Below are 15,930 nucleotides of genomic sequence, written 5' to 3'. Positions count from 1 at the left end.
TCCCGGTCTGGAGCTGAGAGCTGACGGCTGAAAGCTGACAGCGTTCTTACTCTCCGTTCACTATCTCCAACACCCGACGGCCGTAGCGCTCGACTTTCGCGTCGCCGATGCCGGGGATTTCCAGCAAAGCCGCCTGGGTTACGGGCTTATGGCTGGCAATCGTGCGCAAGGTTTTGTCATGAAAGATGACGAACGGCGCCACGCCCTCCTCTTCCGCCAATGCCGTTCTGAGCCGGCGGAGCCGCTCATAGAGCTGCGGATCACCCGGGGCGGCGAGTTCAATCGCGCGAGACGGTCGCCGTTCAGCCGCCGCCTGTGTCGATCGTGCACCGATCGCGCCCCCGGCCGCCTGCCCTGCGTCGAGGGCACGGGTCCCGTTCAGCACCTCGCGGCCCAGGCGCGTCAGGTCAAGCAAGGGATACTCCTGACCAATCACCGCCAGATAGCCCGAATCAATCAGATCTTTCACCGCATGCGTGACAGTCGTTTTTGAAGAGTCCCGACAGAAGCCATAACTCTCACACCGCTCGGCTCCTTGCGACAGGATCGCCTTCGATTGGCTGCCGCGAAGAATCTCCACAACGCGAGTCACCCCGAATCGCCCATCACACCAGGCCACCGTCTGCAGCACAGCCCTGGCACAGGCCGCTTCATCCTGAAGAGATGCGGACGCTTCATGCACCTCGCTCACGCAGCGATCGCAGAGGCCGCAAGGCCCCATGGCCCGCTCCTCGGCATCGCTGAAGTAATCCAGAATCGCCAGCTGGCGGCAGGTACGAACCGACACATAGGCCAGCATGTCGCGAAGCAACGTCCGCATGCGAGCCGCACGTTCTCCACTCGCCGGATCTTTCGCCGCCTGCTGAATGAAATATTCCTGCGTATTGAGATCCCGCTCATGAAACAACAGCACACAAGCAGCCGGCAACCCGTCGCGCCCGGCGCGGCCCGCCTCCTGGTAGTAGGCTTCGATGCTTCCCGGAATATCGATATGCACGACCAAACGCACGTCCGCCTTATCGATGCCCATGCCGAACGCGTTGGTCGCCACGAGAATGCGGAGCTGCCCCTGGCGAAAATCATCATGGACGAGTCGCCGCTCCTCATCGGAAAGCCCGGCATGGTAGTACCCGACAGACGGATGGGTTTGCCCGAGCCAGCTCGCGACTTCCTCCACCGTCCGGCGGGTGGCTCCATAAATCACAATGGTCCCCGCTTCGCATTTTCGAACCAGCCGATCCAATTCCGTCAGCTTCTCCCCAAGCGACGAACAGAGCCGGACGGACAAGGCCAAATTTTCCCGCCGGAATCCCGTCACCACGGGCAACGGATCGCGCAGGGTCAACCGTTCGCAAATGTCGGCCTGCACCCGCGTCGTCGCCGTGGCCGTCAACGCCAAACAGGGCGGATTGTTGAGCTCCTGACGTAGACGCCCGAGCTTCATATAGTCAGGTCTGAAATCATGCCCCCATTGGGAGATGCAGTGCGCTTCGTCGACGACCAGGAGCGACACCAGGCATTTCCGAACCAGGCGCAGAAATCCTTCGTGTTGAATCCGTTCCGGCGCTACATAGAGAAGTTTAAGACTTTGAAGATGGAGCCCCTGGATGACCTTGTCTCGTTGCTGTTCAGTCAGACCGGAATGAAAGGCCGCCGCGGATATCTTGCGCTGTTTCAGACTCTCGACTTGATCCTGCATCAAGGCAATGAGTGGAGACACCACGAGGGTCAACCCAGGCAAGAGGGTTGCCGGAAGTTGATAACAGAGTGATTTCCCCTGGCCGGTCGGCATGACCACCATCGCATCGCGACGGGCTATCACCGCCCGCATCACGTCTTCTTGGCCGGGCCTGAACTGGGCAAGACCAAACTGCTGTCGAAGCTGCTTTTGTAGATCGTACAAGGTGTGCGTATAAAAATGATGATCGAGTTAGATGTTGGTACGGGCGAAGTATAGACGAGCCGTTAGACCTGAACAAGCGGTCGGCAGCTAAGAGCCTGCGGGGAAAACAGTCATCAGCTTTCGGATTTGGGAGTGGGCACTCCGATCGACGCTCATTTTCCCTCCCCTTTGTAAGGGGAGGCGGGAGGGGTAGATAAGTGGGAGAGATGTCAGAGATCGTTAAACTGTTCTACAGAAATCCCCGCCTGGCGAATGAGTTTTCTGAGCAGACCTGGGCCGAGTTCTTCATGTTGTGGAATGGACAGAGTGTATTCATAGCCGGATTTGACCATCATCACATGGGAACCGCGCTGTCGCGAGACCGTCCATCCGGCACGTCGAAATTTCTGAACCGCCTCGGCCCCTGAACAGAGCCGGAGAGATCCACCCATCAGACCATGACCTCAATGCTTTGATTCAAGTCGAGTTCAGTCTTGGCTTCCATCGTCTCAAGCCAGCCAGCGACCGCCTCTTTTACATTGGCAAGTGCTTCTGCATGCGTCTTGCCCTGCGAAAGACAACCTGGCAAGGCCGGAACCTCGGCAACATAATATCCGGCTTCATCCTGTTCGATCACCACATGGAGCTTCATTTTCATTCCTCCTGCTTCGTGAAGGCAGCGCGGGTCTTTCTCGTAGAGGCAAGTGTACTGCACGCATTGGTCCATGACAAGCAACTCGGCCGTAGAGCCAGTCCTTAGCTGTCAGCCATAAGCTCTCAGCTTGGGGATGAAGATTCGGACAATCGGAAGACCGGTTCCCTCTGGCTGATCGCTGACAGCGAGAGCTGACTGCGTTCTCCCATTCCTCCATTTTTGTAAGGGGCCTTCGACAAGCTCAGTCGAGCGAGGGGAGGAGGGGTAGAGATTCTCGGGATGCTGCGCCAATGTGAACTCACCTGCCCGGCACAGCTGGCGCAAATCTCGACCTCCCCTAGCCCCTCCTTACGAAGGAGGGGGACGTTCGGTTTAGAAAATCTGACAGGGACAGGCACCGAGAGGCGCGGAGCCAGTCCCCGGAAAGCAGAAGCCCCGCGGGGGATCTCCCCGCGGGGCTTCTTGGATTGACTACGTGGCGCGGATCAGCGCGTCACGAGCAAATGTTCTACCACTTCTCTTAGAAGTTCATCCAGAGCTGGACGTAGCCCCACTGTTGATTGGTGCTGGTGCCCAGGTTCTGTTCGATGTACGAACCGGCAAACATGTACCCATAGGTGGCTTGGAAGGCGAGCTTGCCGTCCATCATCATATGGGTCCAGGAGAAGTCGATTTCGTCTCCGATGTGCTTCTTGGTGTTGCCTGTCCGTGAAAACACATAGGCGCCCTGCGCTCCGCGATACCAGTTGTCCTGGGCACTCGCGAGGTTCAGGTTGGTGTACCACAACTCGATGTGGTCGTCCTTGCTCGGGCGAGCTTGGAAGTTCACCGAGGGGCTCATCATGTTCTTCCAGGCTTGGACATCCATGTAACCCATGTGGATGTGGTTGGTCGGGAAGAAGTTTTCAAACGTGTTGGCCGTTTTGCAGGCCGTAGGGGAAGCGCCTTGACCGCAATTGTTGCGACCGTCGCCTGAGGCATAGTCGAAGTTGAAGGCCAACCGCGGCTTCCAGGCAGTTTCATAGGCCGTGTAGCCGATCCAGTTTCTGGTCGCAAAGGCATTAATGCTTAAGCAACGGCCGCTGCCACCGCAACCGCCTGCTCCGCCGGCCAACGCGTTACCGTTACCACTGTCGCCCATCCGACCGAACTGGAAGACCGTCTCGTTGATCGCGTCAAAGTTACCCTTGCGCATTTCAATCCGGTTACCCACCGTATGGCGAACCTGGTTCGCATGCTTCGGCGCTCCCTGCCCAAAAGTTGCATCAGTGCCCACTTGTCCAGAACCCAAACCATTCCGATAGAAAATGTAATAGGGTTCGATCAAGAAGCCTGGGACAGATTTAATCTGGTTGTAGAAAATGATCATGTCACCATCGGCTGAGGCACTATTCGTGGCAGCAGCCCCAGCAATGCCGAGGTTATTTCCCAAGCTGCCAACCGCCGCAGCCTGGCCAAGGTCACTCTCCGAGGTCTTGAACCAGCCCAAGTAGGTGTCGATCGACTTGGTGCTGTATTGCAACATCACACCGTCATGAGAATAACCGGTGTTAGCCCAATCGAAGTGGCCGAACAATGAATGGTTTCCGAAGATCACGTATTGCCGACCGGCCTTCAAGCTGAGGCCTTGGACTCCGGCAAAGTTCCGAACCAACATGTAGGCAGCGCGAACACCCAAGCGACCGCCATTACCACCACCGTTGGCATTAGCTCCATTATGGTTGAGCGCATCAATGCCGGCCGCACCGTTCGTACCCGCAAACGTGCCGTTGCCACCCCACGTCGCCGAGTCAATAATTTCCATGTAGAAATTCACGTCCGGCGAGAGGTCATAGCCGATACCCAAACGCACCCACTGCTGCACATAGGAGTCGTTGGCTCTACCCTGATTTCTCGTGCCCGCATTAGCTTGCGCAAACGTATTACAATTTCCAGCTCCTTGAAACGTGCTGCCGAAGCATGATGCGTTACGCATTTCCGGCCGCACGCGGACATCCGCGCGCATCCAGAAATTCTTGAGATCGAAGTTCTTCCCGATCTTCGGATCGTAGAGTTCGTACCCTTCCTTTTGCGGAATTGCACGGGGGATGGCTGGAAGATTCGTGATCTTCTCGCCTTCCGGCAGCTCAAATGCCGCTTGGGCCGGGACTGCCGTGACCGACATGCCCGCTGCCATTACGGCCGCGCTGAAGAAGGTGGCCATACCGGCCAACCTTGTCCGTCCTTGGATGCTTCTCATAGCGTTCCTCCTGTGAATTGGATAACAGCCCCTGTTGGCTCCACTCCCGCAGACAGGCTGCCGACTTGAGATCCAACTACTTCCACTACGACGACGTCCTTGACTCGACTCTGCTGCTCCACAACCATTAGGCACTCGTTCTTTTCGGTTCCGCTCAGTCTGTTTCTACCAAGAATTCGGAATTCTGCCTTCAAAAATCTCACTTTCAGTCCGGCGCAGCGCTTCCCGCCACCTCCTTCCCTGAAAGGATTCCGTCCCCTTGCCCTTTGCTTACGCCTGCCCGGATTGGCTGATGGACTTGGTCCCGTCCTCTGCCTGTTTGCCGGCCGCGTTGATTTCCTCTTCCGCTTCTTTCATCGACGCCTGGAAATCCTGCTCGACCATCTTCACTTCCTGCTGAATCATGTTGATCTCAGGCTCCACCGACTTCCGCAGATCTTCCGCCGTCTCCTTGAAGCCTTTGACGGCCTTCCCGACCTGCCGCCCGACTTCAGGCAACTGCTTGGGCCCGAACAACAGAAACGCAATCACCAGGATAATTAAGACTTCGCCGGCGCCTAATCCAAACATCTGGGAAACCTGTGACGCGTGACTGGTGACCGGGGACGCGTCTATTTCTGGTTAATCCGTTTTTTCTCACCATGCCCGTCACGCGTGACTCGTCACCCGTTCCGTCTGCGTTATCCCTGCTTCGTCTGTCCCGGCTGTGCGACCGGCGCGGCCGGCGGCGGCACCGCTTCCGGCTGACCCATCACTTGCGCCTGCACTTGCGGCGGCGCCACCGGCGGCTGATCGCCCGGCGTCACATCAATCGCATCGGCTTCATGGACCGACTTTTTAAATCCCTTGATCGCTTTACCCAGTCCCTCGCCCAGTTGCGGCAATTTGCCTGCGCCGAAAATGATCAACACGATGATCAAGATCAGCATCAATTCCATCCAGCCGAAGGAGCCAAACATGTATTACCTCGTGTAACGTGCGCCGTCTGTCCAGTTTCGTCTGCACTCCCCCGATCCAGTACGAAAGATGGGAGAGATACCTAAATCGCGGGGAAGGCTATAGAAAACTCAATAGCAAGTCAAGGAAAAACTCAGGGAACAGGCTCTAGGAGAGAGGCGGGAGGGAAGGAAGGAAGAGACGGGAACGAGAGCGCTACGAGTTAATCCAAGAAGCACAATCCATGAGGCTCACTCTTCTTCCTCCCCTTTGTAAGGGGAGGCGAGGAGGGGTAGAGATGCTCCGGCCACCCTGGGAGATGGAGAGCGTGCGCAGTCATCACTGCAACCGAAAGACTCGACCTCCCCTGGCCCCTCCTTACGAAGGAGGGGCAGAAGAAAACTAGCACGGCGTCTTACTTACATGTGAAGTGATGATACTCAATCGGGCTGGGAGGAGCCGTGAGCGCCACATTCAGCGTATCGGGGTCGTAGCCGACCGCTTCCAAATCGCGCGCCGTTGCCAATAATTCTTCTTCGGTCAGGTAGGCGACTGTGTCAGGCACGCCGGTGCGCTTGAGCGAGAGGAGCATCCCGTTCAAGGTTTCCCGCTCCTCCATCGGCATGTTCTTCTGCAATGGGAACTCCAACATGCGGCTATAGGGGCTTTCGTAGGATTCGTTCAACGCCTTGATCGTCTTCAGCACCAGCCGATCCTGCTCCCACGCTTGCATCTTCGGTCCGGCCGACGGATGGGTCGCGAGGAGGTCCATGAGCGTGATGACATTCGTATTCAACGACCGGCCGACGAATTCCCGCTGCGGCTCGATGGTGATCCCGCCCAACCCCAGATGTTTCGCGATCGCTTCGACCAAGGCGAAATTGATCATGAAACTGTACTGTCCGCCGAACTGGCCGTAGCAGGGCTTGTCCGGATCGTTGAGCACCTGCATATCCGCCGTGCCAGCATCGAAGGCGCTAAAGCCGATCGCGCCCGGCGCCAGCAATCGCTTGGCTTCCTTCACCGTCGCAAAGGCCCCCAAGTTGATCGGGACGAGCACTTGCTCATCGATCGTCTTCAGAAATTCGGTGATCGTCTTGCGATAGGGCACATCTTTCCACTCCACCTTCCGATATTCCTTCTCCCAGACCAGATCGTCGAGGAAGGGAGGGAAAGTCTTGAGCGTCTCGATGTCTTTGCCCTCGAAAGCCCGGACGAATCCCGACCAGTCCTGAATGGTGGCATGGAGCGATTCGCTGAGGTTGGGGCGGAGAAATTCTTCCTCAATCTCGCCGGCGTTCTTCGCCATGAGCTTGGTGGGCAAGTCGTTCCACAACTCGTTGCAGATAATCCGATCGACCGATTGATCCGCGGCCCCGGACACATGATCGACGGTGGCCAGCTGAGCCTCGACGCGATCTTTGTGCGGCGCGAGGTCCGGATGCGACAGCGCACGATCCAGGACCGATTGCTCCCAATCCACCAGGACGTACTTGACTCGCGAATAGACCTGCCCGGCTTTATCGATCGCCTTCAGGTGGCTTAAGAAACAGGCAGCCAGATTGCCGTTCCCCGGTCCCCATTCATGCACGATGAGTGGAGTGGTCGCGGCCCCTGTGGCCTTCTCCCGTTTCGTCACCTTCTCGAAATAATCCGCAGCCAACGCATGCGCCAACCGATAGTCTGCCGACGCAAACGTCTGGTAATAGGTCCGCAACTGGTCGCCGCGGAGGCGATAGAAGAGCGTATTGAGATGAGCCTGCCACTGATCCAGCGGCTTATAGTCCCCGATCAACTGCGGCAATGCGTCGGCGTCTTGTAAGGTGTTCATGTGGTTCCAGTCCTTGGTAAAGAAGGAGGATTGTAGCAGACGGCTCGAAAGAGCCGCAATCGGGGAATCAAGAGCCCTCAGCGATCAGCCAGAGTGAACCACCGTCCGAGTTGACTCTATTATTCGCTCCGAAACTGATAGCTAACTGCTGATAGCACCCGTGCTCTGCGCGGGTTCCCCTTGACTCTCACTCCGCAGGGGGTGTACCAGACCTTGCATATGAGCCGGCTCCTTTTCATTGTCCTTGCTGCCCTGATCGCTGGGCCAGCCTCCATCTGGGCCGGGGAACTGCCGATCACAAAGAATCTCCCTATACCTGAGTTTCAGAATCGTCCGGAAGATGCCAAACCGTACGACTTCGACGCGCCCCCGCAGGGAATGTTCCGCTCCATCACCATGGCCGAGGGGTTTGAAGAGGAACTGGGCTTTCGCCAGACCCACGAAATTGTCCCGGTCAAACCGACCGAGCGATTTGTCGCCGATGCGCCGGCCATCTTTATCGTCTTCGCACTCCATCAGCACTATCAAGCCTTCAAAGTATTCGGCCGATGCTTTCCCGAAGGGATTGCGGGCATCGAACCGGACACGATCGTCAGCGAAGACGCCATGCACATGGCCCTGGAAGATGAGAGCGGGTATTTGAAACTGCTCCCGCCGAAAGAACAGTGGACACCGGGCCGCTACAAAGTCGAAATTCACGCCGGCGAACAGGTGAGCGAGATGAGTCTGATCGGTACGATGCGTTTTACGGTCGTCGCCGGGAAGTGACATATAGCCGCCCTTCGATTGACGGCCAGACTGCAGGCGTATATAAGCATAGATAGATTCCTTACGGTGATGGGGTTCACCGGAACCGCCTGCGGTCTCTACCCAGGCTGATAACTCCTACGCACCCTCTGGTAGGAGCTTCGTTCATGGCCGCACCGGATCCCGCATTTCCTCAGTATCAACTCCGCAACATCCTCGACGACATCCTGACTCAATTGGGGTTGCTGATCCGGCTTGAGCGCAAGATGCTCGGCATCATCGCCTCCTATGCCGTGGCCATCGGGATGTTCCTATTGTGCGTCCCGATTGCCGTGCAGGAACTGGTCAGCACTTTTTCCTTCGCCGTACAGCCCTCCATGATCTTCACCTTGGCGCTTGTCGTAGGGTGCGCCCTCACGGGTGCGGCCGCCTTCCGCATCTTGCAGGCACGGGCGGTGGAAACCTTGCAACAACGCATCTACACCCGCATTGCCATCGCCTTTACTGAGACTCTGCCGCGGCTTCGGGAAGAGTCCTTTCTCCCGCAACATGCGCATCGTTTTTCCGAAGCCGATCTGCTGACCCGCGCCCTGGTCGCCATGGTGGCGGATCTCTTCAACGTCGCCGTCGTCGGAAGCATCGGCATGACCATGCTGGTCTTGTTCCACCCCTATTTTCTGCTCTACAACGTCACCCTGGTCACCGGTTTCGTCGTCCTGCTCACCTTGTTCGGGCGGGGCGGCTTCTTGATCACACTCGAAATGTCGCGGCTGAACTATGAGATCTACCACTGGATGCAGAATATCGCCGCCAATCTCCCGCACCTGCGCGCCGCCGGACATAGCCCCTACCTCATGCAGAAAACCGATGCGTTGACGAAGGCCTATGCCCGCGTGCGGCAACGCCGCTCCGACCTACTGACCGGCCGCCAGTATAAGGCGGCGGCACTCTGGCAAGTCGTCGGCCACACCGGCATGATCGCCACGGCCGGCATGCTCGTTTCAACCGGCCAGCTCACAGTAGGCCAGTTCGCCGCAGCGGAACTGCTGGCGGGACAGCTGCTCCTGAACATGGACACCCTGGCGCGCCGCATGGTCCACATGTTTTTCGCCTTCGTCTCGTTCCGCGAGATGAATGCGTTTTTTTCACTCCCCCAGGATACGCACGGCGCCAAAGCCATCGTCCCCGTGGGACACTTCGGGCTGGAGGGGGTCTCGATCGCCGCACGCAATCTTTCCTTCGCCCATCCGAACTCGACCCCGCTGTTCGAGCATCTCGATCTGGACGTCGTCGCCGGGGAAAAGATCGCTCTGCTCTGCCAGTCCAATGTGCAGAAAACTGCCGTGGCCAAGGTCCTAGCCGGCCTGCTCCCGCCCACCGGCGGCGTGGTGCGTTATAACGATATGAATCTGGTCGAGGTGAGCCTGGAGTCGATTGACCCCTATCGCGGCTTGATGCTCGACTCACAGCCCACGTTGCTCGAAGGGACGATTGAGGACAATCTGACGCTGGGCCGCCCTGCCATCTCCCATGACGATATTCTGTGGGCGCTCCATTTCGTGGAGCTGGATGACGAGATCGATCACTTTCCCGACGGCCTGGCCACGCAGGTGACGGGCCACCGCGATCAGTTCACGTTGAGCCAAACGCTGCGCCTTCTGCTCGCCCGCGCCATTGTGATCCGGCCGCATGTCCTGATCATCGACGGCACCCTGCACAATATGATTCCCACGCTACGCGAAACGATTTTGCGCCGGCTCTGCTCCAAGGACGAACCCTGGTCGGTCATCTTCGTCACCAACGATCCGACGTTTGCCACCTATGTCGACCGCCGCGTGACGGTCGCGTAATTCACGATGGAGCGACGGGCATGACCTGGGAGACCGCAGCCGTTTGGATGGGGATGGCCTTGCTGGCGTCACTCATCTCCGTGCGCATCGGCGTCTCCGTCGCGCTGGTGGAAATCTGCGTCGGCATTGCCGGCGGCAACGTATTCGGCATTCAGCCGACCTCATGGATCCTGTCGCTGGCCGGATTCGGCAGCGTCGTCCTGACGTTCCTCGCCGGCGCCGAGATCGACCTTGATGTCATGAAGAATAAGTGGAAGGAGACACTCGGGATCGGCCTCGCCTCGTTTCTGGTGCCCTGCCTCAGCGTGATGGCCGTGGCCTATTGGGGGGCCGGGTGGTCGCTGGAAGCCTCGCAGATCGCGGGCATCGCCCTCTGCGCCACCTCCGTTGCCGTGGTCTATACCGTGCTCGTCGAGCGTGGGCACAATGAACTCGAATTGGGCAAGATCATTCTCGCCGCCTGTTTTGTGACCGATCTGGGATCAGTCGTCGCGCTTGGCCTCCTCTTCGCCCGATACGACTGGTGGATGGTGGCGTTTCTGGCGGTGACGGCGGTCACCCTCTGGCAATTGCCCGGCATCACCCGCTGGTTTTTCAACCGGGTCGGCAAGCGGATCAGTGAGCCGGAGCTCAAGTTCGTGCTGCTGATTCTCTTCGCCCTCGGCGCCCTGGCGAGCGCAGCACAAAGCGAGGCGGTCCTCCCCGCCTATCTCGTCGGCCTCGTGCTGGCCCCGATCTTTCTCGCCAACAAGGGCCTAGCACACCGGTTGCGGACCATCGCCCTGACGATTTTGACCCCCTTCTATTTTCTCAAGGCCGGCGTACTGGTCAGTCTTAAGGCCGTACTCGTGACCACGGCGTTGATCGGCCTGTTCTTCGCCGTCAATACGGCCGCCAAACTCGTCAGTGTCTGGCCGCTCACTCGCCTGTTTCGATTCCACCCGAAGGAAGGCCTGTACACCACGCTGCTGATGGCAACAGGCCTGACCTTCGGGACGATTTCGTCGCTATTCGGACTCGAACATCATCTGATCACCCGCGAGCAATACGCGACACTGGTGACCGTGGTGATCCTGACGGCGATTATCCCCACACTGATCGCCGAGCGATGGTTCGACCCGGGCGGCAAGCCTGCCGAAGAACGATGGCCGGAACAGAGACCGGAAGGACAGACGACGTCGGGTGCACCCCCCTCACGTCACAGTTCACCATCATCGACGGAGGCCTGAGCATGTTTCGAAAAATTCTGGTAGGCAATGACGGTTCCGACGGTGCGAAGAACGCGCTGCAGACGGCGCTGGCTCTCGCGAAGCGCGATGGCGCAGAGTTGCATGAAATTTCCATCGAGGAGCGCTTGCCTCGCTACGGCGCGCTGATGGGCGAACTGGACGAAGCGAAGGAGGAGGCCCGGGTATTCTTCCACCGCGTCACGCAGGATGCGGAAGCGGCGGCGGCCGCCCAGGGAGTCACACTCGCGTCGCACGTCGTGCCCGGGCATCCCGTGGAGGCCATCACGAAGTTTGCCAAAGACGGGAGCTTCGATCTCCTGGTCGTCGGCTTTACCGGACATTCCAATATCTTCGGCCGCATCTGGGGCGGTACGTCGCAGAATCTCGTGCGCTTGTCCCCTTGCACGGTGTTGGTCGTGAAGTGATGCGACGATCGATCCCGCGCAATGTGTGGATCGCCGGATGGGTCAGCTTCTTCATGGACGTCAGTTCGGAGATGGTGTATCCCCTCGTGCCGCTGTTTCTCACCTCATCGTTAGGCGCGAGCAAATCCGTTGTCGGGCTCATCGAGGGCATTGCCGAAGCAGCCGCGAGCCTGCTCAAACTGTTTTCCGGTGTGGTGGCCGATCGCTTCGGTAAAACCAAGCTCTTAATGGGGCTGGGCTACGGGATCTCGACCGCTTCTCGTCCGCTTCTGGCGCTCGCCCCAGGATGGGGAATGGTGCTAGCGGCCCGTTTTACCGACCGCGTCGGCAAGGGCATCAGGACTGCCCCGCGCGATGCGATCATCGCGGCCTCGACTCCGCCGGAGCGGCTGGGGCTGGCCTTCGGCTTCCACCGGGCGCTGGATACGGCGGGAGCAGTGGTAGGCCCGGCCCTGGCCCTCGTCATTCTGTCCGTCTGGGTGGCAGACTATCGCCTTGTCTTCTGGCTGTCCATCGTGCCCGGCGTGGTAGCCGTTGCACTGATCGTCTGGTTCATCAATTCCGATGGTCCGGCTCCCTCAACTCGGCCGCCGCTCGAGTGGTCGCTTCATGGGCTCGACCCGCGTCTTCTGAAATTCCTGCTAGTCATCGGCTTGTTCTCCCTCGGCAATTCCAGCAACGTATTTATGATCCTCAGGGCCGAGCAGGTGGGAGTGAGTCCGGCCTGGATTTCAGGGCTCTACCTTGCGTTCAACATCACCTATGCCCTGCTGTCGGTGCCTGCCGGAATGCTGGCCGATCGAATTGGACCGAAGAAGATGATTCTGTCTGGATTTGCGCTGTTCGCCATGGTGTACGCAGGGTTTGCTCTGGTGACACACATCTGGCAAATTGCTGCGCTTTTCATCGGCTATGGTCTATACATGGGCCTGACAGACGGAGTGCAGCGTGCCTATCTTTCCACCTTGATCAGCGCAGACCAGCAAGCCACCGGGTTCGGCCTCTATCACATGGTGGTCGGCCTGGCCATCTTACCTGCAAGCCTCATCGCCGGGCTGCTATGGGATTCCATCGGACCGGCGGCTCCTTTCATATTCGGCGCAACCATGGCCTTGCTTTCAGGCTCGGCCTTCGCGTGGTTGGCAGAAAACCGCTCACCCGTCGGCGTTTGACGGTCTCCGGACCATTCGTTAGAATGCCGGCGTGACGATGTTGCCACCCTTATCAAGATCGCGCCGAGCCTCATGAGCCCATCACCTCGCCCATGGGCCTCTGTCGTCATTCCCATCAAGGATGAACGCGACAACCTCACCCCGCTTACCGAACGGGTGCTCAAAGTCCTCTCGACTCGCGAAGAATCCAAAACCGCGCCGTTTGAGCTGGTGTACGTCGACGATGGCAGCAGCGACGGCAGCAGCGAATTGCTGGATCAGCTCCAACAAACCTATCCGGCGGTCCGCGTGCTGCACTTCGACCGGAACTACGGACAATCCTCCGCCTTCGACGCCGGATTCAAACATTCCACCGGCGACCTGGTCATTACGCTGGACGGCGATCTGCAAAACGATCCGGCCGACATCGACAAAATGCTGCCCCTGCTCCGGCAATTCGATCTGGTGTGCGGATGGCGCACCAGCCGCAACGACAATCTCGTCAGAAAACTGTCCTCGCGCATCGCGAATGCCGTGCGCAGCGCCGTGACCGGCGACCGCGTGCACGACACCGGCTGCTCCCTGAAAATTTTCCGGCGCGCCGTCGTGGACAAGCTGCAGCTCTTCACCGGCATGCACCGGTTTTTTCCGGCCTTAGCCCTCATGCACGGCTTCACCGTCACCGAAATACCGGTCAGCCACCATCCCCGGGCACATGGGATTTCCAAATACGGCGTCGGCAACCGGCTCTTCAAGAGCCTCTACGACCTGATCGCCGTGCGCTGGATGCAACATCGCTGTTTACGGTATACGCTACGTCACTAACGCGCGGCTCCCTTTCTATGATCACGACTGACACCATCTGGATTGCCACGGGATTTCTCGGCCAGGGCCTGTTCTTCGGCCGCTGGATCGTGCAATGGCTCGCCTCGGAACGCAGCGCCTCCAGCAAAGTGCCGATCTCCTTCTGGTACCTCAGTCTGGTTGGAGGCCTCATCACGCTGGCCTATGCCATCTACCGGAAAGACCCCGTCTTCATCGCCGGGCAAAGTATCGGCGCCGTCGTCTACGTACGCAATCTCATGCTGATCTATCGCCCGAATCCCTCGAAGCCCGTGGCAGGCAGTGGCGCCCAGGTAACGGGTGACAAGTGACAAGCGAGACAATCGGGCAAGCCGACTCCCCCGCATCCTCTGCATGTGACTCGTCACCCAGCACCCGTCACGTCCTGCTCCTGCTGGCGCTCTGCGGCATCCTGTTCTTTTGGAATCTGGGCGCCCTGGGCCTGACCGATCGCGACGAAGGCCGGAATGCCGAAGCCGGACGGGAGATGCTCGAAACCGGCGACTGGATGAGCCCCACCTTCAACTACGAACCCCGCTATGCAAAACCGGCGCTGGTCTACTGGCTGATGGGCGCCTCGTATAAAACATTCGGCGTCAGCGAATTCGCCGCACGATTCCCCTCCGCGATCTTCGGACTCGGCCTGGTGCTGATGCTCTACCTGTTCCTCACGCGCCTGCGTGACGCGAATACGGGGCTGCTCGGCGCCATGATGCTGGCGCTGAATCTTCAGATGATCGGGCTGAACCGCATGGCCCTGACCGACAGCGTGTTGATCTTTTTCACCACGCTCTCACTCTTCGCCTTCTGGATGGGATTTCAGACCACACGCGAGCGACGCCCCTGGTTGTGGATCTGTTATGCGGCCATGGGGATCGCCACGCTGGCAAAGGGACCGGTGGGGTTCCTCGTTCCTCTGATCGTGGTCGCCTTGTACTTGTCGCTCACGAAACAGTGGAAACCTTTCTGGCAGGAGGGGCGCCCGCTCGCCGGCACGGCGCTGACGGTCCTGATCGCGCTGCCCTGGTACGCAGGCATGTGGTGGCTTCACGGCAGCGAGTACACCGACTCGGCGCAGGCGAATACGGTCGGGCGCTTTCTCAAGCCCATGGAAGGGCACAGCTTCGGATTCTTGTTTTACGTTCCGGTGTTGCTGCTGGGATTTTTCCCCTGGAGCGGCTGGCTGCTGTTCGCCTGGCCGCAGACCTTGAAGAGTTGGCGCGCGGCACGGACGAGCGAATCACCCACCCCATCATCCATCACTCATCACTCATCACATTCCGACAAATTAGACTGGTTCGCCGCTGCGTGGATCTTTGGAACATTCGTCTTTTTCACGCTCTCGTCGACGAGACTGCCCCATTACATCGGCCCCCTCTTTCCCGCCGCCGCGATCCTGACGGCTTCTTATTGGGCACGCTGCGTACGGGAACCCTCGACCAGAGGCGCCAATGCCTCCGTTCACCTGGTCATGTGGCTGGGGTTTATCCTGGCGGGAGCCATGGCCTGCCTCCCCTGGATCTACGACACGATGCTGGCGAGTAAGCTCACGAAAGAATATCCGTTAGCCACCCAGCTCTCCCTGGGCCACGGGCCCTATATCGCTGCGACGGTCCTGCTGGTGGGGATGGGCTTGGTGGGGTTGTTCGGCCTGTCGGACACCAGACGCAATGCCGCCTTCTGGGCAGCCAGCGGATCGCTGTTCGGCGTGATCCTCGTGCTGATGATTTTCATCCTGCCCGCGGCGAATCGATTTTTCGTCGCGCCGCAGCAAGAGCTGGCCTACGCCGCAGGATTGAACCTGGCGCCGGGAGAACAACTAATCGCCTATGGGGCGACAAGACCTTCGACGGCGTTTTATGCCAGACGAAAAGTGCTCTTCGTGGGAGCGGGTGAAGAAGAGAAACTCCGCACGGCCCTGAGCCAGCCGGGCCGCTCGATGATTCTGCTGCCGGAATCGTTTGTGGACAAACTGCCGGGAGATCTCAAAAATTATCAGCCGATCTTGAAACGCTACGGCTATCTGCTCTTGGCCAGCGAGCCGATGGTGAAAATCCCGGAGGGGCTCCTTCCGCCTCCGCCGGCTCTTGAGCCAAAAATCTTCGGTCACTAACCAGCATCAGGAGGTGAGAGACGCACCAC

Annotated in this window: 15 protein-coding genes and 1 riboswitch; of the genes, 8 read left to right on the top strand and 7 right to left on the bottom strand. The window is 58.9% G+C overall.

Translation table 11 applies throughout. The features are described from left to right. Positions 1–46: 46 nt before the first annotated feature. The 7 genes from Q7U39_12535 to Q7U39_12505 form a co-directional block, all read right to left on the bottom strand. A complete protein-coding gene (locus tag Q7U39_12535; protein MDO9118780.1) occupies positions 47–1,903 on the bottom strand; it encodes an ATP-dependent DNA helicase RecQ in 1,857 nt (618 codons plus the stop codon). A gap of 209 nt (positions 1,904–2,112) precedes the next feature. Further along, positions 2,113–2,334 (bottom strand): type II toxin-antitoxin system HicA family toxin, encoded by a 222-nt coding sequence (locus Q7U39_12530; GenBank protein MDO9118779.1) that lies wholly within the window; start codon positions 2,332–2,334, stop codon positions 2,113–2,115. Beyond that, entirely contained in the window at positions 2,334–2,540 is a 207-nt protein-coding gene (locus Q7U39_12525) for a type II toxin-antitoxin system HicB family antitoxin (protein MDO9118778.1), read from the bottom strand. Before Q7U39_12525 ends, Q7U39_12530 begins: the two co-directional genes overlap by 1 nt. Before the next feature lie 517 nt (positions 2,541–3,057). Next, entirely contained in the window at positions 3,058–4,740 is a 1,683-nt protein-coding gene (locus Q7U39_12520; protein MDO9118777.1) for an alginate export family protein, read from the bottom strand. 306 nt (positions 4,741–5,046) lie between these two features. Then, on the bottom strand, positions 5,047–5,346 hold the full coding sequence (tatA, locus tag Q7U39_12515; protein MDO9118776.1) for a twin-arginine translocase TatA/TatE family subunit: 300 nt from the start codon (positions 5,344–5,346) through the stop codon (positions 5,047–5,049). Positions 5,347–5,456: 110 nt separating this feature from the next. Further along, complete coding sequence (gene tatA / locus Q7U39_12510; protein ID MDO9118775.1) at positions 5,457–5,735, bottom strand: twin-arginine translocase TatA/TatE family subunit; 279 nt, start codon at positions 5,733–5,735, stop codon at positions 5,457–5,459. Positions 5,736–6,127: 392 nt separating this feature from the next. Further along, positions 6,128–7,543, bottom strand: a complete 1,416-nt coding sequence (locus Q7U39_12505; protein MDO9118774.1) for an SAM-dependent methyltransferase — start codon at positions 7,541–7,543, stop codon at positions 6,128–6,130. Between the two features lie 219 nt (positions 7,544–7,762). On the opposite strand from Q7U39_12505, the gene Q7U39_12500 reads away from it, so the two are divergent. From Q7U39_12500 to Q7U39_12465, 8 genes are all read left to right on the top strand, one after another. Further along, complete coding sequence (locus tag Q7U39_12500) at positions 7,763–8,311, top strand: hypothetical protein (protein ID MDO9118773.1); 549 nt, start codon at positions 7,763–7,765, stop codon at positions 8,309–8,311. Between the two features lie 56 nt (positions 8,312–8,367). Next, positions 8,368–8,438, top strand: a riboswitch (Fluoride riboswitch). Between the two features lie 19 nt (positions 8,439–8,457). Beyond that, positions 8,458–10,140: an ABC transporter ATP-binding protein gene (locus Q7U39_12495; protein ID MDO9118772.1), complete on the top strand. Its 1,683-nt coding sequence runs from the start codon at positions 8,458–8,460 to the stop codon at positions 10,138–10,140. A gap of 20 nt (positions 10,141–10,160) precedes the next feature. Next, the gene (locus Q7U39_12490) at positions 10,161–11,369 is read left to right on the top strand and encodes a cation:proton antiporter (protein ID MDO9118771.1); all 1,209 of its coding nucleotides are present in this window, start codon (positions 10,161–10,163) and stop codon (positions 11,367–11,369) included. Between the two features lie 2 nt (positions 11,370–11,371). Beyond that, the gene (locus tag Q7U39_12485) at positions 11,372–11,794 is read left to right on the top strand and encodes a universal stress protein (protein MDO9118770.1); all 423 of its coding nucleotides are present in this window, start codon (positions 11,372–11,374) and stop codon (positions 11,792–11,794) included. After that, on the top strand, positions 11,794–12,966 hold the full coding sequence (locus Q7U39_12480; protein MDO9118769.1) for an MFS transporter: 1,173 nt from the start codon (positions 11,794–11,796) through the stop codon (positions 12,964–12,966). Before Q7U39_12485 ends, Q7U39_12480 begins: the two co-directional genes overlap by 1 nt. 72 nt (positions 12,967–13,038) lie before the next feature. Further along, the gene (locus Q7U39_12475; GenBank protein ID MDO9118768.1) at positions 13,039–13,770 is read left to right on the top strand and encodes a glycosyltransferase family 2 protein; all 732 of its coding nucleotides are present in this window, start codon (positions 13,039–13,041) and stop codon (positions 13,768–13,770) included. Positions 13,771–13,787: 17 nt separating this feature from the next. Further along, positions 13,788–14,099: a lipid-A-disaccharide synthase N-terminal domain-containing protein gene (locus Q7U39_12470; protein MDO9118767.1), complete on the top strand. Its 312-nt coding sequence runs from the start codon at positions 13,788–13,790 to the stop codon at positions 14,097–14,099. Further along, positions 14,096–15,901, top strand: coding sequence for a glycosyltransferase family 39 protein (locus Q7U39_12465; protein ID MDO9118766.1), 1,806 nt, complete (start codon positions 14,096–14,098; stop codon positions 15,899–15,901). Before Q7U39_12470 ends, Q7U39_12465 begins: the two co-directional genes overlap by 4 nt. The last annotated feature ends 29 nt before the right edge of the window (positions 15,902–15,930 follow it).

The sequence above is a fragment of the Nitrospira sp. genome (genome assembly GCA_030653545.1).
Classification (GTDB): Bacteria; Nitrospirota; Nitrospiria; order Nitrospirales; family Nitrospiraceae; genus Nitrospira_D.
The sequence above is the reverse complement of the archived record's forward strand: the minus strand, read 5'-3'. Positions and strand labels throughout refer to the sequence as shown.

Coding starts and splice junctions, on each gene's coding strand:
- Q7U39_12530 (MDO9118779.1), bottom strand. CDS start 2,334: ATGGGTGGATCTCTCCGGCTCTGTTCAGGGGCCGAGGCGGTTCAGAAA.
- Q7U39_12525 (MDO9118778.1), bottom strand. CDS start 2,540: ATGAAAATGAAGCTCCATGTGGTGATCGAACAGGATGAAGCCGGATAT.
- Q7U39_12520 (MDO9118777.1), bottom strand. CDS start 4,740: ATGGCCACCTTCTTCAGCGCGGCCGTAATGGCAGCGGGCATGTCGGTC.
- tatA (MDO9118776.1), bottom strand. CDS start 5,346: ATGTTTGGATTAGGCGCCGGCGAAGTCTTAATTATCCTGGTGATTGCG.
- tatA (MDO9118775.1), bottom strand. CDS start 5,735: ATGTTTGGCTCCTTCGGCTGGATGGAATTGATGCTGATCTTGATCATC.
- Q7U39_12505 (MDO9118774.1), bottom strand. CDS start 7,543: ATGAACACCTTACAAGACGCCGACGCATTGCCGCAGTTGATCGGGGAC.
- Q7U39_12500 (MDO9118773.1), top strand. CDS start 7,763: ATGAGCCGGCTCCTTTTCATTGTCCTTGCTGCCCTGATCGCTGGGCCA.
- Q7U39_12495 (MDO9118772.1), top strand. CDS start 8,458: ATGGCCGCACCGGATCCCGCATTTCCTCAGTATCAACTCCGCAACATC.
- Q7U39_12490 (MDO9118771.1), top strand. CDS start 10,161: ATGACCTGGGAGACCGCAGCCGTTTGGATGGGGATGGCCTTGCTGGCG.
- Q7U39_12485 (MDO9118770.1), top strand. CDS start 11,372: ATGTTTCGAAAAATTCTGGTAGGCAATGACGGTTCCGACGGTGCGAAG.
- Q7U39_12480 (MDO9118769.1), top strand. CDS start 11,794: ATGCGACGATCGATCCCGCGCAATGTGTGGATCGCCGGATGGGTCAGC.
- Q7U39_12475 (MDO9118768.1), top strand. CDS start 13,039: ATGAGCCCATCACCTCGCCCATGGGCCTCTGTCGTCATTCCCATCAAG.
- Q7U39_12470 (MDO9118767.1), top strand. CDS start 13,788: ATGATCACGACTGACACCATCTGGATTGCCACGGGATTTCTCGGCCAG.